The organism is Mycobacterium sp. (assembly GCF_032162105.1).
GTDB lineage: Bacteria > Actinomycetota > Actinomycetes > Mycobacteriales > Mycobacteriaceae > Mycobacterium.
Window position 1 is genome coordinate 1 of record NZ_JAVRPS010000080.1, and the last position, 4,117, is coordinate 4,117.

Below are 4,117 nucleotides of genomic sequence, written 5' to 3' on the forward strand. Positions count from 1 at the left end.
GGTCGTCGTAGTTGTACTTGGCCAACATCACGGTGGCCGCCAGCGAGATGAGGATGACGAGGCTCACCGCGAGGTGAATCCTGGGCCTGCGCGCGATGTGGACACCGGAGCGGCGCCAGAACCGGCCGGTCATGTCCTTGCGCGGTTTGATCCAGCCTCGGCGTCCGGCCAGCACGATCAGTGCGGGCAACATCGTGATCGCCGCGAAGAAGCCGGTCGCGATGGTGACCGTCAAGGAAGGACCGATCGTCTGAAAGATGCCAAGCGTCGTGAAGGCCAGCCCGAAGAAGGCAATGGCCACCGTTCCCGCCGACGCCGTGATCACTCCGCCTATCGAGGCGAGTGCCTCGACCAGGGCATCGTCCGACGTCCGTCCGCTCCGCACCAATTCGTGGTACCGGCTGAACAGGAACACGGCGTAATCGGTTCCCGCGCCCATCAACAAACCCGTCATCAAGACGAGGGTCTGAGGCCCGACGGGCAGCCCGTGAAGGCCGAGTCCTGCCACCACCTGTTGTGCCACGACCAGGGACACCCCGATCGTGGCCAGCGGCAGAAGCATCGCGATCACGTTGCGATACACCACCATCAGGATCGTCAACACCATCAACACCGTGGCGATCTCGATGAAGTGCTGGTCTTCCGCCCCGGTCGAGGTGAGATCGTCCATCGTCGCCGCGGGCCCGACGACGTTGGCGGTCAGGGTGGTGCCCGCCGTCGTGTCCTTGACGATCTTCACGACGTTTCGATAAGCCTGCTGCCCCTCGCCGGTGCCCATCACCCCGACCATGTTCACCGGCAGCTGCCAGGCCTTGGTGTCGGTGCTCTGGAGGGCTTGCTTCAGCTCGGGGATCGCGAGGAAGTCCTGCGTCCCCACCACACTCGACTTGTCCGCGTGGAGTTTGTCCACCAGCGTCTTGTACGTGGCGTCATCGGCGGGGGTCAGCCCATTCTGGTCGCTCAGGATGACGACCGCGAGGTTGTCCGAACTGGGCTCCTTGAAGGCCTGCTTCATCTCGGTGCTCGAGATCAGGACGGGAGAGTCGCTCGGCAGGAAGGCAGGTGGCTTCAGCACGGCCACGTCCGGCAGCGGCGGGATCGCTAGGAACAGCGCTATCGCCAGAGCGATCCACGCGACGATGACCATCACGGGGTGGCGGACGATGAAACGCCCCAACGCCGGAAAACTCGCCCCCTTGAACGGTTTCCGGAGTTTTTCGCCGCCAGGCATCCCCATGGCGATCACGTCACTTCGCGGCCATGACGCCGGCCTTCTCCTCGAGGAGATCGGCTGCGGTCTCCACGCTGGCCCCCGGTTTGGTCAGCTGGGTCGCGACCTCACGGGCGCGGGCGGTGAAACGTGGGGCCAGCACCGTACGGAGGTCGGCGAGCAGCCGGTCCTGGTTGGTGGACGAGAAGCGCCGGGAGATACCCACTTCGAGCCGCTTCACCTGGTTTGCCCACACCGGCTGGTCGGCTCCGACCCACAGGACGAGGGTCGGCACACCGGCGCGCATGCCGGCGGCCGTAGTACCCGCGCCGCCGTGGTGCACGACGGCCCGACAGGCGGGGAACACCGCCGCGTGATTCACCGCACCTACCAGCTTGACGTGGTCACCGTGAGCGGTGTCGTCGAGATCCCAGACTCCCGAGGAGACGAGCGCCCGCTCCCCCAGCTTCGCGCATACCTCACTGATCCTGGCGACCGCCTCCGACGGAGATTCGACCGGCATGCTGCCGAAGCCGAAGTATATCGGTGGTTTGCCGCGAGCGATCCACGAAGCCACGTCGTCGTCGGTCGACGTCGGCAGTTCCATCGTCAGAGCGCCGACGAACGGCCGCGTCCCGTCCCACTCCTCGGATAGGCCAGGGAAGAACAGTCGGTCGTATGCCTGTATCTCGAGCGCACCGCCCTCCACGATGCGCCGTGCGCACCGGACCGTCGCCGCGGGAAGGCCGAGTTCGCGCCGCTGTTCGTCCTCGGCCTCCTTCATCATCCGCCAGTGCAGCCATTCGATGGAGGCCCAGATCGAGCGGATCAGCGGTGGCGGCGCCGGAATCGGGACGGCGCTGCTGTTCACCCTGGCCGGGAAGTAGTGCAGTGCGGCCAACGGAATGCCCTGATACTCGGCGACGTTCGCGACCACCTCCTGGTAGGTCGTCCCCGTCAAGATCAGGTCGGTGCCCTCGGAGAGCGCCACCAGCGTCGCACTCATCTCCGCCCAACCCTCGGTGATGTACTCCATGCCCTTGCGCACCAGCGTGACGGGGTTCTGGATCTTCCAGAATTCGCGGAAGAAGTCGGCCTCCAACTGCTTCTGTGAATCGGGCCCGTAGGCGACCACACCGGGCACGCCCGCGGACTCGACGAAGTCGATCAGGTTGGGCGGTGCAGCCATCCGTACCTCGTGCCCGCGACGGAGAAGCTCGCGCCCGACCGCCGCGCAGGGTTCCACGTCACCCCGGGTGCCGTGCACCGCCAGGGTGAACCTCATCGGTTCGTCCCTGCCTGTCATCGATCCACCGGTCCGTTTGGGATGAGGCGGGATCAAGCCGTCTCACGCATGGAGGTCACGACCACCTCACGGCCTTCGGCCACGCCGGCATAGACCTCCTTCATCGCCTCGACGTAGCGGGTGACCGACTCGCGGGCGATCGGGTTGTCCGGGAAGGAGACCGTCAGTGCGGTCTCGTCGTGGACGCGTCCCACCCACATGCAGATGTGCGCCGGACTCTTGCCGTCGGTGTACGCCCGTGCGTTCACCCCGTCGAGATGGGAGGCGACCACCGCGGAGAGCGGGGGCAGACCGGCATCGAGGTAGGCCAGCATGGGGAATCCACGCTGCGACCGATGCAGCCACGGCACCAACTCCAGGACCCGGTCGAACGGAACCTTCGCCAGGTCGGTGTTCGCGTCGAAGGACTTCTGCGCCGCACGGGCCGTCTGGGCGAACGAGCCCCGCGTCACGGGCACGCCGACCGGGATCATGCCGGTGAACCAGCCACACGTCATGAACTCCTCGGGACTAGTGCGCATGTCCTTCGGCGTCATGCCGTAGTACGCGTCCACCCCGGTCAACCGGTACTGCGCGACGGCCGCGGCGGCGAACACCCCGCCGACGAACCGCGAACCCGCGGCAATGCAGGCGTTTTCGAAGGCGGCCGTCTGCTCTGCGTTCATCAACTGCGTGACCATGAGATCCCCGCCGCACGGAGTGTTCGGATCACCGAGGGGCAGGGAGAACTCCGGAAGGGTCCCGTCGTTGCTGCTCGCGAAGTCGATCCAGCTGCGCACCGACGGAGAATCCGCCGTCAGCGCCGACGTGTACTGATGCTGGCGAACGCAGTAGTCGTCGTAGCCGCTCGGCTCGGGAAGCTGCGGGGGCGCACCGCCTTCGAGCAATGTGGTGTAGGTCTGATGGATCTCGACGAACAGCATCGCCATCAGCATCGGGTCGGTGTGGACGTGGTCCATGATCACGTAGAAGCTGAAGTGATCCTCGTGCTGAATGATCCCGAAGCTGAAGCAATCCCATTCCGCCATGGTCCTGGTATTGAGGACCAACTGGTGGAAATCGTCGGCCGCCATCGCACCATGCTTGGTCGGGACGAACTTGATGTCGTTGGGATTCTGGATCGTCCGCCGCACGATGCGGCCGTCATCCCTGTACTCGAACCAGCTGCGATACGTGTCGTGGCGACGCAGATGGGCGTTGATCACGTAGTTCATCGCCCGTTGGTCGCACTGCCCCTGCTCATCCCAGGAGACGGTCACCAGACGTGAGTAGTCCAGCCCGCGCTCGGCGAACTCGTGGAAGCCCCGAACGTGTTGAGCCTGCATGTAACTGGCCGGCACGGTACTCACCGGCGCAGCCATCGCCTTCGCCCGTGATGCCGGTGAACCGTGCCATGACACGACCGAACCCGTTCCCGGCTCCCACTCCTCGAGCCTGACGATCTCCAATGCCCCTACGAACACCGTTCACTCCTCACTGCGCGCCAACACCCAAGACAACTACGACACCCGAAGCCTGCGGAGACCTCATGCAGCCACCTCCGCGGGCTCCAACTTTCCGCAGAGGGAGTCCGCCAATCCACGAATCGTGGTGATGTCGGT

3 protein-coding genes are annotated in these 4,117 nt (G+C 65.3%); all 3 read right to left on the bottom strand.

Annotation, left to right across the window (positions count from 1 at the left end; all coding sequences use genetic code 11):
* Nucleotides 1-1,237 (bottom strand): MMPL family transporter (locus QOC69_RS03930; protein WP_526436572.1); only part of this gene is annotated, 1,237 nt, incomplete at its 3' end.
* A gap of 10 nt (nucleotides 1,238-1,247) precedes the next feature.
* Nucleotides 1,248-2,495, bottom strand: a complete 1,248-nt coding sequence (locus QOC69_RS03935) for a glycosyltransferase (RefSeq protein WP_526436574.1) — start codon at nucleotides 2,493-2,495, stop codon at nucleotides 1,248-1,250.
* A gap of 53 nt (nucleotides 2,496-2,548) precedes the next feature.
* Nucleotides 2,549-3,979: a condensation domain-containing protein gene (locus QOC69_RS03940; protein ID WP_526436576.1), complete on the bottom strand. Its 1,431-nt coding sequence runs from the start codon at nucleotides 3,977-3,979 to the stop codon at nucleotides 2,549-2,551.
* Nucleotides 3,980-4,117 lie beyond the last annotated feature (138 nt).